This window comes from Aquisphaera insulae, assembly GCF_011064615.1.
In the GTDB taxonomy this organism is placed as follows: Bacteria; Planctomycetota; Planctomycetia; order Isosphaerales; family Isosphaeraceae; genus Aquisphaera; species Aquisphaera insulae.
In genome coordinates this window covers 1-18,524 of record NZ_JAALJH010000104.1, presented here as the reverse complement: position 1 = coordinate 18,524, position 18,524 = coordinate 1, and the positions used below count along the sequence as shown (strand labels likewise).

The following is an 18,524-nucleotide window of genomic DNA, read 5'->3' as shown; positions in this document are numbered from 1 at the left end:
CGAAGGGCCTGCATGCGGGGGCTTCCCCGATCCCCGGCGAAGCCTCCCGGCCCGAGCAGGCCGCATCGCGACTTCGACCTGACCTGATCCGATCCGATCCGACCTGATCTGGGGGTGGGCCATGACCTTTCGTCCTCGCATGATGATGGCGGCCGCGATCCTGGCGAGCCTGCCGATCGCCCGCGAAGCCCGGTCCGACGAGCCGGCCGGAGCGAAGGCGAAAACGAAGCCGCAGCCCGCCCCCGCGGCGAAGCCCGTGAATTTCGCCCGCGAGGTCCGCTCGATCCTGTCGGACCATTGCTTCGCCTGCCACGGGCCGGACGACAAGACCCGCAAGGCCGGGCTCCGCGTCGACACCAAGGACGGCATCCTGGCGAAGCTCAAGTCGGGCGAGACGGCCGTCGTCCCGGGCAAGCCCGACGACAGCGCGCTCATCGACCGCGTCACGACCGACGACGCCGAGGCGAAGATGCCGCCGAAGAAGTTCGGCAAGGACCTCTCCCCCGCCCAGGTGGAGACCCTCAAGCGATGGGTCGCCGAGGGGGCGAGCTGGTCCACCCACTGGGCCTTCGACCCCCCACGCAAGGCCGATCTCCCCGCCGTGAAGGATGCCGCCTGGCCTCGCAACCCGATCGACCGGTTCATCCTCGCCCGGCTCGAGGCCGAGGGCCTGCACCCCGCGCCCCCGGCCGATGCCACCACGCTGGCCCGGCGGGCCTACCTGGACCTCACCGGCCTGCCGCCGACACCGAAGGAAGTCGACGCGTTCCTGGCCGATCCGTCGGACGCCGGCTACGAGCGTCTCGTCGACCGGCTGCTCGACTCGCCCCGCTACGGCGAGCACATGGCCCGCTACTGGCTGGACGCCGCCCGCTATGGGGACACCCACGGCCTGCACCTGGACAACTACCGCGAGATCTGGCCCTACCGCGACTGGGTGATCAACGCCTTCAACGCCGACAAGCGGTTCGACACCTTCCTCGTCGAGCAGCTCGCCGGCGACCTGCTCCCCAGCCCGACGCTCGACCAGCTCGTGGCCACCGGCTTCAACCGCTGCCACGTCTCCACGAGCGAGGGGGGATCGATCGAGGAGGAGGTCTACGTCCGCAACGTCGTGGACCAGGTGGACACCAACGGCACCGTCCTGCTGGGCCTGACGACCGGCTGCGCCCGCTGCCACGATCATAAATATGATCCGATTCGGATGAAGGACTACTACCAGCTCTTCGCCTTCTTCAACAACAACGACGGCCCCGCGCTCGACGGCAACGCCGCCCAGTGGGCGCCGATCACCAAGGTCCCCGCGGCCGAGCAGACGGCGGCCATCGCCGCGGCCGACGCGAAGATCGCCGCGACGCGGAAGGCGATCGCCGCCGAGACCGCCAGGGTCTCCGCGTCCTACGACCGGAAGAAGGACGCCGACGCCGGGGAGTTCGTCCGCCGGGCCGACTTCACCTGGGTGGACGACGCGCTCCCGGCGGGGGCCTCGCCCCAGGGGGAGCCGGGCTGGGAGTTCCGAGGCCGGCCGGCCTATCCGGTGCAGAGCGGCAAGGCGGCGTTCCGGCTCGTCGCCAAGGGGCTGATGCAGCGGTTCTTCGACAACGCCGGGCCCAAGCTGAAGGTCGGCGAGGGGGACACGTTCTTCACCTACGTCTTCCTGGACCCGACCTCGCCGCCGAGGGAGGTCATGCTCCAGTGGAACATCGGCGGCCAGTGGACCCACCGGGGCTACTGGGGCGAGAACGTCATCCCCTTCGGCAAGGACGCCTCGCCGGAGCGGCTCCGGATCGGCGACCTGCCGGCCACCGGCAAGTGGGTCCGGCTGGAGGTCCCCGTCAAGGCGCTGGGCCTCAAGCCCGGGACGATCATCCAGGGCTGGGCGTTCACCCAGCAGGACGGCACCGTCTACTGGGACAACGCCGGCATCGAGACCTGGACGCCCCAGGAAGGGCAGGCGTTCGATTCGGTCGCCTCCTGGATCCGCGCCCGCAAGGCCGACGGCGGCGCCGGCCTGTCGGAGGCCGTCAAGGCCATCATGGCCATCGACGCGGACAGGCGGACCGAGGCCCAGCAGTCCGAGCTGATCGCGGCCTTCCTCGCGTCTCGCGACCCCAAGACGAAGGCGATCCTCGACCCGCTCTATGCCCAGGTCGACGAGGCCCAGAAGGCGAAGGCGGCCGCGGAGGCGGCGATCCCGACGACCCTGATCTGCCGCGAGCGGGCCGGCGAGCCGAAGCCCGCCTTCATCCTCAACCGCGGCGAGTACGACCAGCGGAAGGACAAGGTCGGCCGCGCGACGCCCGCCTTCCTGCCCCCCCTGCCCGCCGGGCAGCCGGTCAACCGGCTGGGCTTCGCGCGGTGGCTCGTCGACGCGAGTCACCCGCTGACGGCCCGCGTCGCGGCGAACCGGTTCTGGCTCCAGGTCTTCGGCACGGGGCTCGTGAAGACGGCCGATGACTTCGGCTCCCAGGGGGACCCGCCGAGCCATCCCGAGCTGCTCGACTGGCTGGCCGTGCAGTTCCGCGAGGACGGCTGGGACGTCAAGCGGTTCATGAAGCGGATGGTCATGTCCGCGACCTATCGCCAGAGCGGCCGGGTGACGCCGGAGAGCCTGGCGAAGGATCCGGAGAACCGCCTGTACGCCCGCGGCCCGCGATTCCGCCTCGACGCCGAGATCGTCCGCGACCAGGCGTTCGCCCTTGGCGGACTGCTCGTGGAGAAGCTGGGCGGCCCGAGCGTCAAGCCGCCCCAGCCGGCCGGGCTGTGGGAGGCGGTCGGCTACACCGACAGCAACACGGCGAGGTTCAAGGCCGACACCGGCGCGGAGAAGGTCCATCGCCGCAGCCTCTACACCTTCTGGAAGCGGACCTCGCCGCCGCCCCAGATGACCACGCTGGACGCGCCCTCGCGCGAGGCCTGCACCGTCCGCCGCGAGCGGACCAACACGCCGCTCCAGGCCCTCCTGATCATGAACGAGCCGCAGTTCGTGGAGGCCGCCCGCGGGCTCGCCGAGCGGACGCTCCGCGAGGCCGGGCCGACCACCGACGACCGCCTCTCCTGGATGTTCCGCCTGGCCACCGCCCGCAAGCCCACCGCCAAGGAGCTTTCCGACCTGAACGCCGCGCTGCTGGACTTCTCGTCCCACTACGCCGGGGACCAGGCCGCGGCAAAGGCCCTGATCGAGGCGGGCGAGGCGAAGCCCGACCCGAAGCAGAACCCCGCGGAGCTGGCCGCCTGGACGATGATGGGCAACGTGATCCTGAACCTCGACGAAGTGATGACCAAGGGCTGAGAGCCCCGGGGAGCGACCGCGATGAGCCACGATCACGACGCCTTTCGAGTCGAGGGCCCGATCCGCGAGCAGGTCGAGCGGATGACCCGCCGCCACTTCTTCGGCCGGACCACCGGCATGAGCCTGGGGACCGCCGCGCTCGCCGGCCTGATGGCGGACGAGGGGTTCGCCGCGGGCGGCATCGGCAACGGCCTGGCCGACCAGTCCAGGCCGGGGATGCCGGCGAAGAAGGCCGTCGGCGGCCTGCCCGGCCTGCCGCACTTCCCGCCCAAGGCGAAGCGGGCGATCTACCTCCACATGAACGGCGGGCCGTCGCAGATCGACCTGGTCGACTACAAGCCCAAGCTCGACAAGCTCTTCGACAAGGACCTGCCGGACTCGGTCCGCCAGGGCCAGCGGCTGACGACGATGACCTCCGGCCAGTCCCGCTTCCCGCTGGCCCCCTCGAAGTACAAGTTCGCGCAGCACGGCAAGTCCGGCATGTGGGTCAGCGAGCTGCTCCCCTGGACGAGCAAGATCGTCGACGACATCGCGCTGATCAAGACCGTCTGGACCGAGGCCATCAACCACGACCCGGCCGTGACCTACATCTGCACGGGCCACCAGCTCCCCGGCCGCGCCAGCCTCGGCTCGTGGCTGAGCTACGGCCTGGGGACGATGAACGAGAACCTCCCCGCGTTCGTCGTCATGACCGCCAACTGGTCCAGCAAGGCCGCCGCGCAGGCGCTCTACAACCGGCTCTGGTCCGCCGGCTTCCTCGCCAGCAAGTACCAGGGCGTGGCCCTCCGGGCCCAGGGAGACCCGGTCCTGTTCCTGTCCAACCCGGCGGGCGTGGACGCGACGACCCGGCGGCGGGCGCTCGACGCGATCAACCGGCTGAACCAGCGCGAGTTCGAGGCGACGGCCGACCCGGAGACCCAGGCGCGGATCGCCCAGTACGAGATGGCCTTCCGGATGCAGACCTCGGTGCCGGAGCTGATCGACATCTCGAAGGAGCCGAAGCACATCCTGGAGATGTACGGCCCGGACGTCCACCGCCCCGGCTCGTTCGCCCGCTGCGCCCTGCTCGCCCGGCGGATGGCGGAGCGCGACGTCCGGTTCGTCCAGATCTTCCACCGCGGCTGGGACCAGCACGGCAACCTCGCCGGCGACCTGCCGCTCCAGTGCAAGGACGTGGACCAGGCCTGCTACGCCCTGATCACCGACCTGAAGCAGCGCGGGCTGCTCGACGACACGCTCGTCATCTGGGGCGGCGAATTCGGCCGCACGGTGTACTGCCAGGGCCCGCTCTCGCGCGAGAACTACGGCCGGGACCACCACCCCAAGTGCTTCCCCGTCTGGTTCGCCGGCGCCGGGATCAAGAAGGGGGTCGTGTACGGCGAGACGGACGACTTCAGCTACAACGTCGTCGAGAATCCCGCCCACATCCACGACCTGAACGCCACCATCCTCCACTGCCTGGGCATCGACCACCGCAGGCTGACGTTCAAGTTCCAGGGCCTGGACATGCGGCTGACGGGGGTCGAGGACCACAACCCGGTCAAGGGGATCCTGGCGTGAGTGGCGAGGGGCTGGCGGCCCCTACCGCAGGGTAGGCGTCCCAGATCAGGACCCGGCCGTCGTCGCCGGCGGACTCGATCTTGCGGCCGTCGTGACTGAACGAGACCGATCGGACCCAGCCGGCGTGCTCCCGCAGCGCGAGCAGCTCCTGGCCGCCGACGAGCTCCCAGAGGCGGATGCTCCGATCCTGACCGGAGGAGACCAGGCGACGGCCGTCCGGGCTGAAGGCGAGGCTTCGAACGTTATCGGTGTGCCCCCTCAGGATGTGCCGGATCGCGCCGCCCTGCACGTCCCGGACCTCGATATCCCGGCCGGCCAGATAGCACCAGGCGATGCTCAGGCCGTCGGCGCTGAAGGCCAGGTCGCGGATGGCCCCCGGGATGGATGTCTCGAGCACCGAGACGGGCCGGCCGGTCTCCGCGTCCCAGGACCTCACGCCGACGTCCGTGACGCCGGCCGCGATCGTCCGGCCGTCGGGGCTGTACCCCGCGCTGAAGGTGGCGCGCTCGGGGCCGGAGGGCCCCTCCGTGCAGGGGATCGTCCGCAGGCACCGGACGGTCTCCGGATCCCAGATCCGGATCTCGTCGGCGCAGAGGGTCAGCAGCCGCCCGTCCTTGGGGTTGAACCCCACGCGGTTGAGGGCGTCCTCCAGCTCCGGGAGCTTGGCGCGTAATTGCCCCTTTTCCAGGTCCCAGAGCCGGATCGTCCGGTCGGCCGAGCAGGTGGCCAGGGTCTTGCCGTCGGGGCTGAAGGCGACGCCCTGCACCGTGTCGACGTGCCCCGCCAGCGTCCATCGCAGGCGTCCCGTGGCGGATTCCCAGACCCGGACCGTCCCGTCGTGGTGGCCGGACGCGACGAGCCGGTCATCCGGGCTGAATGCGGAGCATGCGGGGGCCATCGCGAATTTCGGCGAGGCCCGGGCGGGCAGGGCGAGCGGACGAGGCGGCTGGCTCGTGTCCCAGAGCCGGACCGTCCGGTCGAAGCTGCTCGAGGCGAGGGTGACGCCGTCGGGGCTGAAGGCGAGCGCGTAGATGCGGTCGGTATGCCCCTGGAATCGCCGCAGCTCCTCGCCGGAATCCACGTCCCAGAGCCTGACGACGGAATCCGCCCCCCCCGTGGCGAGCCGGCCGTCGGCGCGGAAGGCGATGGCGGTGACCGCCGCGGGGTTCCTCCAGATCCGCGTCCGTTCCTTGCCCGTGGCGGAGTCCCAGATCCTCACGATCTGGTCGGTGCCGCCGGACGCCAGGGCCCGGCCGTCGGGGCTGAAGGCCAGATCGAAGACCTCGACGCCCGGGCACGGCATGTCCGCCAGCGGCCGGTCGGCCTCCGGGTCCCACAGCTTGACGCCGCCCGAGCCCGCGGAGGCCACCCGCCGACCGTCGGGGCTGAAGACGATCCGCGAGACCCGCCCGTCGTGGGCCTCCCGGAACGTCATCCGGAGCCGGCCGGTCGCGGCATCCCAGGACCGGAGGTTGCCGCTCGACGATCCGGTGACGAGGGTCCGCCCGTCGGCGCTGAAGGCCAGGCACGGGATCCCGCCGCGAGCGGCCCTGAACCGGACGAGCAGGCTGCCCGTCCGCGCGTCCCAGATGCCGAGTTCGGCGTCCGGGCCCGGGCCGGCGATCCGCCCCCCGTCGGGGGCGAAGGCCAGGCCGGTGACGCCCGGCGCATTCGGACCTTCCGAGCCCGCCCGCGGCGCGGCGATCGCCCGCTTGATCACCCCAGTGGCCGCATCCCACAGGAGGATCCGGCCGCCCCACTGGACCGAGGCGACGGTCCGCCCGTCGGGGCTGAACGCCACGTCGCTCACCTCGCGGTCGTGCACGCGGAACGTCAGCCGCTCCTCGTGGGCGAGCGCATCCAGGTAATTCCACTCCCAGCCCCTCAGGTCGGGCTCGCCGGCCCGCGGCGGCATCTGCTCCAACTGGTCGTGGAGCCGGCCCAGGTCGTTGCCGTACCAGGCGGCGATGGCCAGCTTCGATCGAGTCGCGTAGACGGCCCGCCGGAGCTCGTCCTCCGTCTCCCTCAGGCCGACGTTGGCGCGATCGGCCTCGACGTGCGCGGACCGCTCCGCGGCGGCCAGCTCCCCCGCGCGGTCGGCCAGGCGCGAGTACCTGGCCGCGGCGAGCAGCGAGGCGACCGAGGCCACGATCAGGACGCCGGTGAGCACCCCGCCCAGGATCGCGATCGTCGGGTTGCGACGGGCCCATCGCAGGTAACGTTCGGTGACGCCGATCGTCCGGGCCAGGATCGGCTCGTCGGCGAGGAACCTCCGCAGGTCCTCGGCCAGGGCGTCCGCCGTCCGATATCGCTCCGACGGCTCCTTCTCCATCGCCTTCAGGACGATCGTCTCGAGGTCGCGCGGGATCCGACCGTCGATGGAACGCGGCCGACGCGGCTCCGTCGACTTGATCCGCGCGATCAGCTCCAGCCGATCCGACGACTCGAAGGCCGACCGGAGCGTCAGGAGCTCGTAGAGGGTCATGCCCAGGGCATAGATGTCGGCGCTCGCGTCCCCCTCGCCGCGAAATCGCTCGGGCGCCATGTAGCGGACGGTCCCGACGACGTCGCCGGTGGCCGTCAGGTCCTGGTCGTCGATCTTGGCGAGCCCGAAGTCGGTGACCCAGATGACGCCGTGGGCGTCCAGGAGGAGGTTCGAGGGCTTGATGTCGCGATGGAGGACGCCCCGCCCGTGGGCGTAGGCCAGGGCCTGCGCGGCCTGACGACCGATCTCCGCCACGCTGCGGAAATAGGAGCCGCGACGGCCCGACGAATCGACGCCCGAAACCTGCGTCCCGCCCGGCAGGACGGCCGAGCCCGAGAGCCCCGCCCCCCCGCCCCCGGGGATCCCGTCGGGGGACGCCGCCTCCAGCGGGGCCACGCCCGGTATCGTCGCGTCACTCGACCCGAGCCGCTCGGTCCCGGGGAGCGGGGAGGGATCGACCGATGATGCGACCACGCGCAGAGGCTGGGTCCGCCGCGACTCCCCGCTCGACGCGTCCCCGCCGGCCCGGATCGTCTCGACGTGGCCTGGGGCCGGGGCGGACCGGGCGATCCGCCGCAGCTCATCGATCACCCGGTCGAGCCCCTGGCCATCGATCAATTGCATGGCGTAGAAGGTCAGGTCGCCTTCATGGCCGACCTCGAACACCGGGACGATGTTGGTGTGGTGCAGCCGCGCCGCCGCCATCGCCTCCCGCCGGAACCGTTCCCGCGCCAGGCGATCGCCCGCGACGCGGTCGGGCAGGACCTTCAGCGCCACGAGTCGGCCCAGGCTGATCTGCTCGGCCTCGTAGACCAGCCCCATCCCCCCCCGGCCGATCTCGCGAACGATCCGATAGTCTCCCAGCCGCCGCCCCGCCCACGCGGGGGCGACGGGCGCCGGGCCATCGCCCTCGGCCCCCGAATCGAGGCCCGAAGAAAGGTCCAGTTCCAGCCTCATGACGGCGGACATCAGCTCTCGGAGCTCGCCGAGGAGCTCCGGGTGGAGGGCCGCATAGTCCTCGACGCTCGGCCGCTCGCCCGCCCTCAGCCGCTCGAGGATCGACTCCACCAGGACTTCGATCGGGTCGCGGCCATCGGGCGGGACGCTCATGATCGCTCCGCGGAGATCAAGCCGGTCGGTGAAGATGACGCGGAGTAACTCACTTTCGCGAAGCCCACCGATGGTCTTCGCGGATCCTTCGAATTCGGCGGCCCTGGCAACCCGAGGGCCGGCATTACTGCGAGCCATGACGACCCATCGAGGGCGCGACACCACGCCGTACCGCCCCCCATGCCGCTTTGCATCATCCCCATCCACGCCCGTTCGCGCCAAGACAGGATCATCGTGTTCCCATCGGAAGTCCTTCGCCCGCGAGGTCATGCCGTCGACGACCGGATCGGGAAGCCGCCCCGAGCCCACGCCCGCTCGCGCCTTCCACGCGGCCCCGGCGCGCCATAGGATGAGAGCCCTCCGCGAGCCAGACGCCGGCCGCGAGAGATTCCACGTCCACGGCCCCGGCGTGATTCAAGGTCCCCCGGCCAGGAGGCTGAACCATGTTCCGAACCTCCCTCCTCAGATCGCTGTTCCTGCTCGCCGCCGGGCCGCTCTCATGGCCCCTATCCGCCCCGGCCCAGGCCCCGCCGGCCGCCGAGAGCTCGGCCCGCGAAGCCGCCCCGAAGCCGGTCGTCTTCACGACGCAGCAGGATCATGAGAACATGCTTCGGCAACTCGGCATCACGAGGCTCCGGCCGGGGCGGAACGGCAACGAGAAGGCGACGCAGAATCCCGCCAATTACGACGAGGCGAGGGCGAATCCCTATCCCGACCTGCCCGACGTCCTGACGGCGGCCGGCGGCGCGAAGGTCGCCACGCCGGAACAATGGTGGAAGACGCGCAGGCCCGAGCTCGTGGAGCTGCTCGAGCGCGAGGTCTACGGCCGCGTCCCGGCCGACGTCCCCGGGGTCAAGTGGGAGGTCCGCGAGACGAGGGAGATCACCGCGGGCGGCAAGCCGGCGATCCAGAAGCACATCGTCGGCGTGGTCGACAACTCGGCCTGCCCCGAGATCGCGGTGAATATCTCCATGTCGCTGACCCTGCCGAAGGACGCGGCCGGCCGACTGCCCGTCCTGATGAGCTTCGGCTGGACCCCCTTCGAGCCCTCACCCTTCGCGTTCATGGGGCGGGGCCCGGGGGGCGGCAACGGGCCGAGGCCGCCGTCGAAGGAAGATAAGCTGATCGCCGCCGGCTGGGGATCGGCCATCCTCAACCCGACGACCGTCCAGGACGATTCCGGCGGCTGGCAGCGGAACCCGTTCGACCGCAATGCGAAGCCCGACGCGAAGCCGACCGGGGCCGGGCTGACCCGCGGGATCATCGGCCTGACCAACCACGGCCAGCCCCGCAAGCCGGATGACTGGGGTGCGCTCCGGGCCTGGGCCTGGGGCGCCTCTCGGGCGCTCGACTACCTTGAAACCGAGCCCCACGTGGACGCATCCCGCGTCGGGATCGCGGGAGTCTCCCGCTATGGCAAGGCCGCGCTGGTCGGCATGGCCTTCGACCCGCGGTTCGCCGCGGGCCTGATCGCCTCGAGCGGCGCGGGGGGCACCAAGCTCTATCGCCGCAACTTCGGCGAGAGCCTGGAAAACCTGGCCGGCTCCGGGGCCTACCACTGGATGGCCGGCAATTACATCAAGTACTCGGCCGAGGAATCGTCCTTCGGCCGGAAGACCGCCGCCGACCTGCCGGTCGACTCCCACATGACGCTCGCCCTCTGCGCCCCGCGACTGGTCTTCATCAGCCACGGGATCCCAGAGCGCGGGGACGCCCGCTGGCTCGACCACCAGGGGAGCTTCATGGCGGCGATCGCGGCCCAACCCGCCTTCCGACTGCTCGGCGCGCACGGCCTCGGCCGGAGCGACGATGACAGGACCGAGACGATGCCCGGCGTGAAGGTGGACCTGCTCGACGGCGAGCTCGCCTGGCGGCAGCACGACGGCGGCCACACCGACGAGCCGAACATCGAGTCCTTCATCGCCTGGTCGAACCGGCATTTCCCCAGGGTGAACGAATCAGGGACGCCCGGAGGCCGTCCCGCCGGGCCGCCGCACGCGGCCATTCCCCGCACCGATCCGAACTCCATCGCCGCCCACGAGCAACTCCTGCGGAAGGCGAAGCAGGGCCGGATCGACGTCTACTTCGTGGGCGACTCGATCACCCGCCGCTGGGGCGCCACCGACTACCCCGAGTTCCTCTCCCTCTGGAAGACCCAGTTCCACGGCCGCAACGCGGCCAACTTCGGCTGGGGCGGGGACACGACCCACAACATCCTCTGGCGGCTCCAGAACGGCGAGCTCGACGGCGTCTCTCCCAGGGTGATCGTGGTCCAGGCAGGCACGAACAACCTGCCCCGGAACGGCCCCGCCGACGCGGCCAGGGTCGACGAGATCGTCGGCGGCATTCGAGCCATCCTCGACGCCTGCCGGCGGCGGGCGCCCGAGGCCGCGATCGTCTTCACGGGCATCTTCCCGCGTTCCCAGAACCCGGCACTCGCACCCGCGATCCGCCAGATCAACGACCGACTCGCCGGGCTGGACGACGACAAGCATCTTCGCTTCCTGAACATCAATGACCGCCTCGCGGGGGCGGACGGCATCCTCCTCCCGGGGATGTCGCCGGACGGGCTGCACCTCTCCGCGAGGGGATACGAGGCCTGGGGCTCGGCCCTGAACCCGATCCTGACCGAGCTCATCGGCCCCCCGGCCGCCGAGGACCACGCCCCGCCGCCGACCGGCGACCCGGCCGCCCGGACTTCGGCCCCGGCACCGGCCCAGGACGCCGCGCCTCGCCCCGCCTCGACGACGCCCTCGCCGGCCGGCGTCGAGGTCCCGGCCATCCTCAAGATCAAGCGGCCGACCGCGGAGGAGGTCGCCACCGCGGAGAAGGCGCTGGCCGACTTCAAGGCGTCGGCCGACCCGCGGACGAGGGAGATCCTGAAGGCGTACCCGGCGCTCCTGGAGGTCCGCGTCCCGCCTCCCAATTCCGCGATCGTCCCCAACCTGGCCCCGTTCTTCCGCCAGAAGCACGAGGCCAACAACGCCGTCGCGAAGGAAGGGAAGGCCGAGCTCCTGTTCATGGGCGATTCGATCACGGATTTCTGGCGCAACGAGCGCGGGCCGTTCGCGGGCAAGGCCGTCTTCGAGAAGCGCTTCGGCAAGTGGAAGGTCGCGAACTTCGGCATCTCGGGGGATACCACCCAGGGGGTGCTCTATCGCCTCCAGGACGGCGAAGGGGCCGGGATCTCTCCGCGGGCCGTGATGCTGATGATCGGGACGAACAACACCGGCCGGAACTCCGCCGCGGAGATCGCGGAGGGTATCGGCGCCGTCGTCCTGAAGCTGCGGAAGTGCTTCCCCGACGCACAGATCCTGCTCCTGGGCGTCTTCCCCCGCGGCCGGTCCGCAAATGACCCCATCCGCCAGACCATCCGCGACATCAACGCCGCGATCTCGAAGCTCGATGACCACGACAAGATCCACTACCTGGACATCGGCCCCCGCTTCCTCGACGCGGCCGGCAACATCCCGCAGGACGTCATGACCGACGCCCTCCACCCGACCACCAAGGGATACGAGATCTGGGCCGAGGCGGTCATGCCCACGCTGGAAAAACTGATGAACCACGGAGGGAACTGACGCGGATGAGGAAGAGGTACTACCACGGATGACAGTCGAGTAGCGGAGGGGCTGATTGCTCAGCCGCCTCCGCCCTCTTCAAACCGTGCATGCGGATCTCCCGCACACGGCTTGCCCGAGGACCTTTGATTACGGCATACGTCGAGTGACTTATCCGTAACCGCAACAAGCCTCTTGGTAAGGCGCTGCATGCCGAGGCACACACTTGTGGAAGCAAAGCTTCATGTATCACGCAATACCGCTTAGGCTGGTACGTCCTCGGCAGGGGCCCTTCGCTCCACGGACGTTACTCCGCTTCCTCGCTACTACGACCCCCTCCGACTCCTGCTCAGGCCCGAGCACGGTTATGGATTCCCGTGAACGGTTGCAGCGGGTCGCGATGAACCCCTGCGGCCGGGGCAGGTCTCCCAGGTTCCTGACAGATCTATCGACGCCCGCTGTCCCCTATCACCCCGGGTAGCCCATCCGCTGCACGTGCTCGTTGCTTCACGGATGGTGTCAGGTTTCGCCTCATCCGGAAGGTTGACCGCTACCATGTGTGTAACGAGGCCGAATCGGGTTCACGCTTTCGCGTTATGGCTGCCGTCGCAATCTTCTCGGGCTCCGCACCCCAGGTCGCCCTGACGCACGCCGAGTCGATTTCATGGTGAACGAGCAAGTACCATGGACAGTTCCTTTCAACTGTCAAGATCTGCCAAGCTTGGCCTGGCGCACCGGATAGCACGGACAATACCGACCAATCGAATTCAATAATTATGACATTTAAGTTACATTAACGTATTGTGACATGTGATCTACTCTTACTCACACTATTTAGTATCTTGTCCATCAACTCATTACCGTTTCTTGTCCATCGTATTCATCCGTGTTATCCGTGTCATCCGTGGTAGTCACTCCTCGATCCCTCCCATCCGCGTCCCTGCCTCCATCCGTGTTCGGTATTCCCGGGGTCCTGTCGCGATGCTGTTGATGGCCACCGAGCAGGACGGGCGAGTCATCTGGGTGGTCGTGGAGCTGCATCGCAAGAAGCGGCGGATCCGCAGCCGGATCGTCCAGCATCTGGGTGAGTACCGCGACCGCGACGAGGCCGAGGCCGCCTACCTCGACCGGATCGCGTCCGATCCGAGGCTCCGCGAGATCGTCGATCGCTGGGCGGCGGGCGCGGCGGACGTCCTCTCGGATCGCAAGGCGCGGCGGCAGTTCCTCCTGTATGGCGCGCTCACCGGCGGCGTCTCCGCCTATTCCGATGAGTTGCTCCGGGGGCGGGCTCGCGAGGAGGATCAGGCCCGGGCGCGGGCCCTCGCCGCCTCGTGGTCGCCGGGCGGCCCGCTCGCCGCGTTCAGCCTCCTCGGTTTGCTTCCGATCGCCGGTCTCGACGAGATCAAGGCCGCCTATCGCAACAAGGCCCGCGTGCTGCATCCCGACCGCGGCGGCGACCACCAGGCCATGGTCGAGCTCAACGCCGCCTATGAGTCCGCCGTCGCCTACGCCGCCTGGCGGGGGTGACTTCACGGATCTGGATCCGAGGCGTTTTCCAGAATCGTTGCGCGCTTCTTCCATCAAGTTGCGTTATCAAGTCGAAGGCAGGAGCTTCGATCGTCGGCCAGGATGGCTGCGATCCACGGCCCGCGGAACAACTCGTCCGCACTCGACTCTCCGTCGATCCGTGGGGCCTGAAACCCGCAAGCAACCTCGTCCCGCCAGGAGGGTGGACATGGGGTATCTATCGCGCCGCGGAATTCCCGTGCCCGGACTCGCGGGCACGGCCCCCGTCCCTACCACATCAGCGACGGATGTCGCATCCGTGGGGCTGCATCAGAGTGCCCTCGAGATCGTGACCCTGGCCGCATGGGCCGGCATCGGCCTGGGCCTGATCGAGCTCTCGGCGAAGGCCGTGGCGATCCACGGCCTCGGCCGCCTGACGTATGAGACCCTGCGGATGAACCGGCATTACGCCTGGATGATTCCGCTCTCGAACCTCCTCCTGTTTACGGCGGTGGGCATGGGACTGGCCCTGACGACGCCCCTGCTGCCAGCTCGGTGGCGGGCCCGGACGCATCTCGGGACGCTCGGCCTTCTCGCGGCATTCGTCCTGATGGGGGAACTTCCGAATCTCCACCTGATCGCGCAGCTCGCCCTCGCGGCCACCGGCGCCTGCCTGGCAATTCGCCGGCTGGGGCCGAGAGGACCACAGATTCGACGGCTCGCCCGCAGGACCCTGCCCGCGGGTCTCCTGGTCGTCGCGGGCCTGGCCGCATGGCCGCTCATCCGCGTGGAGCCGCTCCGCCCCAAGGTCGCGGCCGGCATGCCAAACGTCGTCCTGATCACGATGGACACGGTTCGCGCCGATGCCTTGACGCCTTACGGCTCGCCGCGCGACACCACGCCGAACCTCGCCCGTCTGGCCCGCCGGGGCGTCCTCTTCGAGAATGCCTGGTCCACCGCCCCGTGGACGCTCCCCTCGCATGCAAGCCTCTTCACCGGCCGATGGAGTCACGAGCACTCCGCGAACGTCGGGCAGGCGCTCGACGCGACCCATCGGACCCTGGCCGAGCACTTCGCCGACCTCGGCTACGACACGGCCGGATTCGTGGCCAACATGGAGAACTGCAACGCCTGGTACGGGCTCGATCGCGGCTTCGACCGCTACGAGGACTTCTATGAGAATGGACACGTCACCCCGCTGGAGGTCCTCCGCGCGAGCCGGCTGGGCCGCCTGATCATGACGAGCCGGACCGGGTCTTGGCTGATCCGGCAACTCGTCACGCCGTCGGCGTACATGTACCGCAAGTCCGCGGACATGCTCAATCGCGACGCCCTGGCGTGGCTCGACGCCGAGGGTCGCGAGGGCCGGCCCTTCTTCCTGTTCCTCAATTACTTCGACGCTCATTCACCCTATGTCCCGCCCGGGGGTGCGCCCCGGCCCTTCTCGGCCGCGACCGACCCCAACCGCCGGTTACCGGATCGAGCCCGCGACGCCTACGACGACTGCCTGGCGTACCTGGATGACCGCCTCGGCCGTCTGATGGACGAGCTCGGGCGCCGGGGGCTGCTGGCGAACTCGATCGTGGTGATCACGGCGGACCACGGCGAGGCCTTCGGCGAGCACGGCCTGATGGGGCACGGCATCAGCCTCTATCGTCATGAGCTGCACATCCCGCTCCTGGTGATCGCCCCCGGTCGCGTGCCGGAGGGCCGCGCCGTCCGCGGCACGGCGAGCCTCTGCGACATCGCCCCGACGCTCACGACCCTCGCCGGCCCAGCCGCTCCCTCGCGGTTCTCCGGCCGCTCCCTTGACGTCCTCTGGTCCGCCGACTCCTCGAACGCATCCGCGTTCGCAAAAGTGGACGACCCCGGCGACATCGCCGCAGATGCGATCCTTTGCGAGGTGGACCGGGCCGACCGCATGCCGGCCCGCCTGGAACACGTCCCGGCCCGCCGGGGCGTCATGCGGTCGCTGATCGCCGGCCCATGGAATTACATCCGCAACGGCGACGACCGCGAGGAGCTATACCACCTGGAAGCCGACCCCGACCAGCAAGACGACCTCGCCCACGACACCGACGCACAGGATGAGCTCGCCGCCTTCCGTGCGACCCTGGATCGCATGACCGGCGAGGACGACGGGCGTTGAGCCAGTGACAGTCCCATCGGACCGGTCCCGCGCGAACTACTTGACCGCGGCAGCGAGCACGGTGACCGACCGGATCTTGGCCGCGGCGATCGCCATCGGGGGGACCTTCTGGTCGGGATCAGGTCTCCCGATCCCGACGTTGCGGAAGAGGCGGTCGGAGAACGGGAGCTTCGAGGCGGCCGGGACGGAGTCGACCCGGCGGACCTCCCGGACGTCCAGGCGGATGCCCCGGTCGTCGGCCTCGGCGACGGTCCCCTCGTACGTTGTCACGATCGACTTCAGTGCGGTGGGAGGCCGCTCCTCGACCTCGACCCGACAGCGCGTGCCGGGCTGGAGGATCGATGGGCTGGCGACGATCGTGATCGGCCTCGGCTTCGTCACGGCCGGCTCCTCCGCGAAGCCGACGGCCGGCGACAGGGCGAGGATCGCCAGGGGCGACATGGCCGCGATCGCGGCGACGGCCTTCCCACATCGGATCGACATGTCCGCCTCCCTCTCGACGCTCCGTACGGCGCGGCGACGATCGCACAGGCCATCCCATCCCGCGCGGGGGTTGTAGCACTTCGTCGCGGCAGCGTCCAGGCGAGCCGTGGAGGGGCTCCTCAGAGCTCGCCGTCGACGCCCAGCCTGTCGAACTCGCCTTCCATTTCGTCGGGTTCTCCAGCGGCCAGCATGTCGGGCGGGAATCCTCCGACGAAGGCCGGCCGGCAAAGCTGGCGGAATTGGAATGCTCGGATTAGAATCCCCGCAGCAAACAAGGAGGTCGTCATGTCCGATCACGCCCTGGCTGTGTTCCGGCAGTTCGTCGAGGAGAACGGAAACTTGCCCATAGACGACTCGAACCGCGAAGCGTATCGCGAGTTGGCTCGCGAGGGGCTGATGATCCCCGGCCACAGCTTCACGCGCGGGTGGAACTTCTACGCACTCACCGATGCCGGCAAGAAATTCGTCACCGTTCTGGAGCGCGGATCGTTCGCTTGCACGAAGGAGACGGCCTGATCGGATTCCCATGCCACGACAGCGTGGAACGAGACGCCCATGCCATCACGGGCCGGAGAAACCGGGCGAGCTGCGTCGCGCATCAACCCGCCCTGGTCCAAAGCCCGAATCAAGTTCGCCCCCGGTTTACCTCGCCATGGCGCGGCAGATCCTTCTCGCCCCGTTCGTGATCGGTAGCTTCGTCTTCGCCGCGGCCTTGAGCGCCATGAGGTGATCCCCCAGGCGAGATTCCTCGTACCCGTGGGCGATGATGGCGTCGATTCGGTCGCGGAGACGTGCCTCCTCCCATGCCTTGCCGCCCTTCTCGCCTTTCAACAGTTCGGGATTCAGTACGCCCGAATTCACGACAATGCCCCTGGTGATCGTCCCCCCCTCCCTGCCTTCCGGATCGAACGAGGTCCATTTCATGTGCGCCCGAAGGTCATCAGCCCCGATCAGGGAATCGGGTATCTTCAGTTCCTCCATCCGGATGGCACAGTAGGCGTCCAGAGGCAGGGCGTAGCGTCTGGCGAAGTCCTGGGCGTGGTCCGATGCCTCCGATGGTGGCTGCATCTCAGAGCTCGCCGTCGACGCCCAGCTTGTGGAAGTAGTGCTCCACCTTGTCCTGGTTCTCCAGCAGCCAGTCGATCGTCGGCTCGTCGGCCAGGGCCTTGCGGATCACCTTCAGCGTCGCCTCGCGGTGGACGCGGAAGAGATCCTCGTGGTCGAGCTTCTCCTCCTTCACCACCGACGGATCCAGCCAGACCGAGTAGATGATCCCCAGGTCGTTGACCTTCTCCTTCGGGATCACCCCCGCGCGGACCGCGTCGAGCACCCCGTTGGCGATCGCCGCCTGGACCGTGCCCATCAGAATATTCGTGTATTTCGAGTCCTTCACCGTGACCTTGCTCACCATCACGGTGGCCGGCCGGACCTGGACGTCGCTGTTGAGGATCGCGAAGACCCGCGAATGCCCCTTGGCCTGGTCGCCGATCAGGTTCGCCAGCGCGTGGCCGACCGGCCCGTCGAGCTCGCCGATGACGACCTCCGGCTCGGCGCAGAGGCAATCCTCCGAGCCTTCCACCAGCGCCTCGCCCGTCTTCAGCAGGATCCGACCGCCCATGTTCTCCCCCTCTCGACTCCGCGCCACTCATGACCTCGGGCCGCCGGCCAGAGGCCTCGGGCCCAGCCTGCCCGAACACGATCCCACGAGGATATCAGAGCACCCCCCGACAGTTCGACGGCCCGGATGACAAGGCTCGCCCGTCGCGGGCCGACGAACTCCGCCGCCGGCCGCTCTCCCTTGAAGGCCGCCTCCATCCTTGTACAATTGTCGTACGCGTGCTGGGCGACGATTCCTCTGCTCTCCCTACTCAAGCAAGGGGCCGGGCCATGGATCCCATCCGAGGACTTTCCCTCGCCGCCGTCGTGCTGCTGTCGTCGGTCCTCCCCCTGGCGGCGAGCGGCTGGCTGGCGAGCGCGGGCGGCCGGACTTCCTATCGCCGGACGGTCTGGGTCGGTCAGGGGATCGGCGCGATCGGCGGCCTCTGGTGCATCTTCGCTCCAACTCATCCGGTGCTCGGTGTGGCCATGGCGGCCATCGGCTGCCTGGCCTGCCTCCCCGTCCTTCGACGGCAGATGAAGCCGGCGTGACTTCCACTCTGGATGCTCTAGATCCGGTGCGGCGGCCCTCGGCACGCTGCTGACTTTCTTTCCTGTTTGCCATTCCATGCGTCGGGATCATCAAAGACCGCCAGGGCTCGTGGACATCAGAGCACCCCTATTCCCCCTAGATATCCGGGAATCACAGCGGGCAACTCGAAGCTCGCCCGAATCAAGGAAAAGGATCGGGACGCCAGTTCAGGTCAGCGGTCCAGGGTGCGG

At 69.2% G+C, this 18,524-nt stretch carries 12 protein-coding genes; 7 read left to right on the top strand and 5 right to left on the bottom strand.

The window, feature by feature from the left end:
* Positions 1-121: 121 nt before the first annotated feature.
* Together G6O54_RS32120 and G6O54_RS32115 are read left to right on the top strand one after the other, a co-directional pair.
* The gene (locus tag G6O54_RS32120) at positions 122-3,292 is read left to right on the top strand and encodes a DUF1553 domain-containing protein (protein ID WP_165233307.1); all 3,171 of its coding nucleotides are present in this window, start codon (positions 122-124) and stop codon (positions 3,290-3,292) included.
* Positions 3,293-3,313: 21 nt separating this feature from the next.
* Complete coding sequence (locus G6O54_RS32115; RefSeq protein WP_165233304.1) at positions 3,314-4,852, top strand: DUF1501 domain-containing protein; 1,539 nt, start codon at positions 3,314-3,316, stop codon at positions 4,850-4,852.
* Here the strand turns inward: G6O54_RS32115 and G6O54_RS32110 are convergent.
* Complete coding sequence (locus tag G6O54_RS32110) at positions 4,833-8,447, bottom strand: WD40 repeat domain-containing serine/threonine protein kinase (RefSeq protein WP_165233301.1); 3,615 nt, start codon at positions 8,445-8,447, stop codon at positions 4,833-4,835. The genes G6O54_RS32115 and G6O54_RS32110 overlap by 20 nt on opposite strands.
* A 443-nt stretch (positions 8,448-8,890) precedes the next feature.
* Here G6O54_RS32110 and G6O54_RS32105 point away from each other — a divergent pair, with 443 nt between their 5' ends.
* The 3 genes from G6O54_RS32105 (at position 8,891) to G6O54_RS32095 (ending at position 15,662) form a co-directional block, all read left to right on the top strand.
* Positions 8,891-12,028 carry a GDSL-type esterase/lipase family protein gene (locus G6O54_RS32105; RefSeq protein WP_165233298.1) on the top strand — a complete coding sequence of 1,046 codons (3,138 nt, stop codon included), beginning with the start codon at positions 8,891-8,893 and terminating at the stop codon, positions 12,026-12,028.
* A gap of 969 nt (positions 12,029-12,997) precedes the next feature.
* A complete protein-coding gene (locus G6O54_RS32100) occupies positions 12,998-13,534 on the top strand; it encodes a J domain-containing protein (RefSeq protein ID WP_205679101.1) in 537 nt (178 codons plus the stop codon).
* 298 nt (positions 13,535-13,832) lie between these two features.
* Positions 13,833-15,662: a sulfatase gene (locus tag G6O54_RS32095; protein WP_165233295.1), complete on the top strand. Its 1,830-nt coding sequence runs from the start codon at positions 13,833-13,835 to the stop codon at positions 15,660-15,662.
* A 36-nt stretch (positions 15,663-15,698) separates the two neighbouring features.
* Here G6O54_RS32095 and G6O54_RS32090 read toward each other — a convergent pair whose 3' ends face one another.
* Together G6O54_RS32090 and G6O54_RS32085 are read right to left on the bottom strand one after the other, a co-directional pair.
* Positions 15,699-16,145: a hypothetical protein gene (locus tag G6O54_RS32090; RefSeq protein WP_165233292.1), complete on the bottom strand. Its 447-nt coding sequence runs from the start codon at positions 16,143-16,145 to the stop codon at positions 15,699-15,701.
* A 119-nt stretch (positions 16,146-16,264) separates the two neighbouring features.
* Positions 16,265-16,432: a hypothetical protein gene (locus G6O54_RS32085; protein WP_165233289.1), complete on the bottom strand. Its 168-nt coding sequence runs from the start codon at positions 16,430-16,432 to the stop codon at positions 16,265-16,267.
* Between G6O54_RS32085 and G6O54_RS32080 the strand changes: the two genes are divergently transcribed.
* Complete coding sequence (locus G6O54_RS32080; protein ID WP_165233286.1) at positions 16,431-16,661, top strand: hypothetical protein; 231 nt, start codon at positions 16,431-16,433, stop codon at positions 16,659-16,661. The genes G6O54_RS32085 and G6O54_RS32080 overlap by 2 nt on opposite strands.
* A gap of 126 nt (positions 16,662-16,787) precedes the next feature.
* Here the strand turns inward: G6O54_RS32080 and G6O54_RS32075 are convergent, their stop codons facing one another.
* Positions 16,788-17,213, bottom strand: coding sequence for a hypothetical protein (locus G6O54_RS32075; protein WP_165233283.1), 426 nt, complete (start codon positions 17,211-17,213; stop codon positions 16,788-16,790).
* A gap of 1 nt (position 17,214) precedes the next feature.
* A complete protein-coding gene (gene fae / locus G6O54_RS32070) occupies positions 17,215-17,763 on the bottom strand; it encodes a formaldehyde-activating enzyme (protein WP_165233280.1) in 549 nt (182 codons plus the stop codon).
* 269 nt (positions 17,764-18,032) lie between these two features.
* Between fae and G6O54_RS32065 the strand changes: the two genes are divergently transcribed.
* The gene (locus G6O54_RS32065) at positions 18,033-18,293 is read left to right on the top strand and encodes a hypothetical protein (protein ID WP_165233277.1); all 261 of its coding nucleotides are present in this window, start codon (positions 18,033-18,035) and stop codon (positions 18,291-18,293) included.
* The last annotated feature ends 231 nt before the right edge of the window (positions 18,294-18,524 follow it).

Excerpts from the sequence above, each read along its gene's own strand:
- G6O54_RS32120 (WP_165233307.1), top strand. The coding sequence starts at position 122 with ATGACCTTTCGTCCTCGCATGATGATGGCGGCCGCGATCCTGGCGAGC.
- G6O54_RS32115 (WP_165233304.1), top strand. The coding sequence starts at position 3,314 with ATGAGCCACGATCACGACGCCTTTCGAGTCGAGGGCCCGATCCGCGAG.
- G6O54_RS32110 (WP_165233301.1), bottom strand. The coding sequence starts at position 8,447 with ATGAGCGTCCCGCCCGATGGCCGCGACCCGATCGAAGTCCTGGTGGAG.
- G6O54_RS32105 (WP_165233298.1), top strand. The coding sequence starts at position 8,891 with ATGTTCCGAACCTCCCTCCTCAGATCGCTGTTCCTGCTCGCCGCCGGG.
- G6O54_RS32100 (WP_205679101.1), top strand. The coding sequence starts at position 12,998 with ATGGCCACCGAGCAGGACGGGCGAGTCATCTGGGTGGTCGTGGAGCTG.
- G6O54_RS32090 (WP_165233292.1), bottom strand. The coding sequence starts at position 16,145 with ATGTCGATCCGATGTGGGAAGGCCGTCGCCGCGATCGCGGCCATGTCG.
- G6O54_RS32080 (WP_165233286.1), top strand. The coding sequence starts at position 16,431 with ATGTCCGATCACGCCCTGGCTGTGTTCCGGCAGTTCGTCGAGGAGAAC.
- G6O54_RS32085 (WP_165233289.1), bottom strand. The coding sequence starts at position 16,432 with ATGACGACCTCCTTGTTTGCTGCGGGGATTCTAATCCGAGCATTCCAA.
- G6O54_RS32075 (WP_165233283.1), bottom strand. The coding sequence starts at position 17,213 with ATGCAGCCACCATCGGAGGCATCGGACCACGCCCAGGACTTCGCCAGA.
- fae (WP_165233280.1), bottom strand. The coding sequence starts at position 17,763 with ATGGGCGGTCGGATCCTGCTGAAGACGGGCGAGGCGCTGGTGGAAGGC.
- G6O54_RS32065 (WP_165233277.1), top strand. The coding sequence starts at position 18,033 with ATGGATCCCATCCGAGGACTTTCCCTCGCCGCCGTCGTGCTGCTGTCG.